We start from the raw sequence: 3,888 nt of genomic DNA on the forward strand, positions 1-3,888 counted from the left end.
GCAGACATCAGGCATCCACTATAGCGACGAAGCTCTTTAAGTAATAATTTTTTGATTGTATAATTAATAATATTTGATGTTCGATCCCCAATCCCATATACACCAGGTAAAGTGCACCACGTGTAGGGAATGTTATGGTTATAACAATATATGTCTAACAAGGAGTGATAAAAGTTCTTACTAACAGCATAAGTGAAATGCTCTGAAATTATATTATTTTTTAGTGCTAGCTCTGCCATGAACTCTCCAATAGTACCTATTGCAATGAATCTTTTACATCCCATAAGCTTTGATTGCTTAGCACACTCCATAGAATTGGATACATTATCTATTTGAAGCTTATAGTCTGCCCTTCCTGGTCCAGACGCACCATTCCAAGCAAGATGATAAAACACATCAATATCTCTATCATCTATTAAATATTCTAACTGCTCCGCATGATTAAGATCACAATAGATGATATTAATGTTTTCATGTTTCAGTATTGGTTCAACATTAGAGGATTTGTTTCTGACTACAGCAAATATGGTTACTCCTTTTTTCGCAAGAAAATTCGTTAATGAACTCCCAATAAATCCATTTGCTCCGGTGATTATTACTTTATGCATTTCATTCACCCCCTAACATGTACGAATAAATTTGTCACTCCATTAACGCATCCATATTGTCACCACTATTTAGACCAGGCACACTCGAAGCATAATCCAGAATCTCTGCCATTAGTCTTTCACCCCTTCATTGAGAGATACTATATTTTATGAACAAGTGAGCTAATGGCTTGTGCAGATGGACAGCTTCATCCGCTGATAGAGTTATATGGTGGATTCCCTCACAACTCCGCTCGACTTGCATGTATTAGGCACACCGCCAGCGTTCGTCCTGAGCCAGGACAATCTCTCGTATATACCTTCCTTATAATCATTCATTCAACCTGAAAATTTTACCAGCAACCAAAAAGAGACCTTCCATCTGGAAAGTCTCCTTAAATTCTTCTAACTCTTCGCCTTATAAAACTCATGATGCAGCTTCATGAGCGCCCGCTTCTCGATCCGCGAGACATAGCTGCGGCTGATGCCAAGCTCCTTGGCGATCTCCCGCTGCGACCGCTCCTCGCCCCCCCGTGTCGAGCCCGAGACGGCCGACCACGACCTCTTTTTCCTGGTCCTCCAAAATATTTAGCTGCTGGTTCTTCATTTCTGAGCTATCGGTCTCGGAGTAGGTTTAAGCTTTTGTCACGGTCAACATCTTACATGCTTGCGTTTAAAACCAACCTGCCCTTTGTCGACTGCCTTTTGAATATTTTCGTAAGCGTGAAGAAACTTGCTTTTTGCCTTATCCTTATTGACTTCTACTGGGCCTACAGTCCTTGCGGTCTCACACGCTTTATCATGAAGAGGCACATAGGATACCGCCACGGTGTATAAAAAGTTGTTCATTGCGTATTTCGTGCGTTCTGGAGAATCATGAATCGTATTTTTCACCATCTCAAGCATACCGGCAAGTTTGCTTTCGGAAAATTCATCGTCCGGTCGGTTGCCGAGCAGCCAGCAGTAACAGCTCCAGCCCGCTGACATTCTCAGCTCTTCACCGCTCGCGATCCATTTATCGGCAACTTCTTGTGCAATATCCGCTTCTGCCAAGGTTACTGCAACTACATAATCAGACAGCATATAAAAATAAGCCGCATCCATCCATCGGTCAAAATCGGCTTCCGTCATGGCATTGGGGTCGGCTATAATGCCGGCAAAATACATGGCGTCGTAATTCCCCGTGGCGTAAAGCTGCTCAGCCAGAGGCTGATTTATTTTAGTTTTCTTGAAGATAGGCTTCATTGCACCGGTAGCCACGCCAAAAAGCGGTTCCTGCGCACCATTCGAGCTGTATATTTTCTTCGTTCGTTCCTTGCCGAGCGCTTCAAGCTCCCGCATGACCATTTCTACATTCATTTTTTACACTTCCTTTTTTCGAAGTACTCTCGTCAAAGTTATCATTAGTACTACTGGATAAAGAAAGTGTAATGTACGGATTTCCCTGTCGTAAGCTCAGTGTCCCTTCGGACTACCGGATCTTATTACAGAAGTGCCTCTAGCGGAAAGCAATAGTGTCCGGTAGGCTCAATGCCAAATACGATGTTCATCTTGCCATTCGCTTGCCCGAGCTCCTTCATCCACGTCGCGAGCTTCGTCAGCCCTTCAGCGTCGTTATGACGAGCCACATGAATCTTCTTGGCAATATAGGCACGACAACCAGCGTCGGTTCGGTAATTCGGGTAATCCGTTAATTCTGTTTTTGTTCTCTTCAATCCCTCGACCCTAGGTGCTCGCCAATCAAAAATCCACTTGCATTCATTTCGTTCACGATGACGATTCGATCGCGAATGTTTTTAAATAATCGTTCAGATCGAAGTTCTTCATCGTTTTTGCACAACAGAACTTGTATTTCGCATCGCTGCCGCACGGACACGGATCATATATATTCGCGGGCGCAAACCGTTCTTTTAGCGCTTTTTTTAAATCGCTTAAATCCTCCGTAAACTCCATGCCCATGATATAGTGCCAATTAAAATGATCGCATACTCGCGCGACCTGCGCAGCCCGCTCTTCCGTTCTCACTTTAACGATAATGGGTTGCCGCTCGGATCCCCAGCCTTTATCCGGATAACAGACTTTATCTTTTCTCATAACCGTCTCCTCACCTTCTTCCAACTGTTGCATGGTTTGATGCTTGCGAAGCTTACGCTCATGTTCAGGAATATCATCCGTCAATGTCCCCATATACATTTCCGCCACCGGCAGGAATGACTCCCGATCCCCTGATTGCAAGTCAAATTCATACAAATGTATTTCATGCGTTGCAGCTGCAGCCGTTTCAGTTAACTGCTTCATTACTGCAAGCTCCTCCTCCGTCGGCAGAAAAGGAACTTTTTCTTTCGTTTCACGATGAATATCCAGCAGCTTGCATAAGCTGTCCGCCAAAAAATCCCGCAGCTTCAAACCATCCAGCTTCGTGTATGCGCGAGCATGTACCAGAGTCTGCCGAAAATGCCTCGCGGCAAGCTCCAGTTCTCCAATCTGCAGCAGCAAATCGGCCAGCGAATAATGGGACTCCACATGTGAAGGATCGACTCCGACCGCATGTTCAAAAACAGCCGCTGCCAACTCCGGTCGACCACCCTTGTGATACAAATTCCCCAGCCTGTTCCACAGATGACTATCTATTGGATCATTCCTGAGCCGTTCCAGAAACCGTTCTTCCCCATCGCTTACCCATTGCGGACTGGTACCATCGTATAACTGCATTTTTCCAAGCATAAAGCTTACATCCGGATCCTCCTTCGCTCTCATTACACGCCCCATCAGACCCAGCGTAAAAAGAGACGAGGTGAACTCCCATGCCCCTGCTCCATTGCACCTGACGCAACGAATATAACCGGTAAATTGTGCGTGATCAATCAAATTCTGCCGCATATCAAAATCCGTATTCGTATTGGAAAGGTAATCGCTATTTTCAACCGCTTTCGTCCAGTCTGTCCCGTTAAAAACAGTCATGCCAATATCGTATACCGCAGCGTGACCGCATCGCATGCACCGCAGCCGCTGCTTGTTCGATTTATAGCCGGGCGCAACTTTCTTGATTCGCTTGGCAACCATTCGTGCTGCGCTTCCCGGCAACATCTCTGCAGTCGGTGCTTCATCTGTCGGCAGTTCCGCTCCGGTCATCACGGCAATCAGCTTGGGATTGATTCCTTTTTCTTTTCGGCTCATACTTTCCCTCATTTCGTTCAATTCATTAGATCTAAGCAGGGACCGATCTGCTCCCATGAAGCCTGCAGAAATTCGGTTGTTTCAATAATTTGAACCTCTCATGACTAAAGTCACGAGATTCTTG

The 3,888-nt window shown here is 45.3% G+C and carries 4 protein-coding genes and 1 pseudogene; all 5 read right to left on the minus strand.

What is annotated here, in order from left to right; genetic code table 11:
- On the minus strand, positions 1–608 hold a 608-nt coding region (locus L691_RS30930), incomplete at its 3' end, for an NAD-dependent epimerase/dehydratase family protein (protein ID WP_025693218.1).
- A gap of 384 nt (positions 609–992) precedes the next feature.
- A pseudogene (locus L691_RS0126525) lies at positions 993–1,185 on the minus strand (sigma factor-like helix-turn-helix DNA-binding protein); the annotation flags it as partial.
- A 53-nt stretch (positions 1,186–1,238) separates the two neighbouring features.
- Entirely contained in the window at positions 1,239–1,946 is a 708-nt protein-coding gene (locus L691_RS0126530; protein ID WP_025693220.1) for a DNA alkylation repair protein, read from the minus strand.
- 125 nt (positions 1,947–2,071) lie between these two features.
- Positions 2,072–2,215, minus strand: a complete 144-nt coding sequence (locus tag L691_RS30300) for a hypothetical protein (protein ID WP_232229289.1) — start codon at positions 2,213–2,215, stop codon at positions 2,072–2,074.
- A gap of 139 nt (positions 2,216–2,354) precedes the next feature.
- Positions 2,355–3,764, minus strand: a complete 1,410-nt coding sequence (locus tag L691_RS31650) for a tetratricopeptide repeat protein (RefSeq protein ID WP_025693221.1) — start codon at positions 3,762–3,764, stop codon at positions 2,355–2,357.
- Between the last annotated feature and the right edge of the window lie 124 nt (positions 3,765–3,888).

The organism is Paenibacillus zanthoxyli JH29, from assembly GCF_000520715.1.
GTDB lineage: Bacteria > Bacillota > Bacilli > Paenibacillales > Paenibacillaceae > Paenibacillus_AQ > Paenibacillus_AQ zanthoxyli.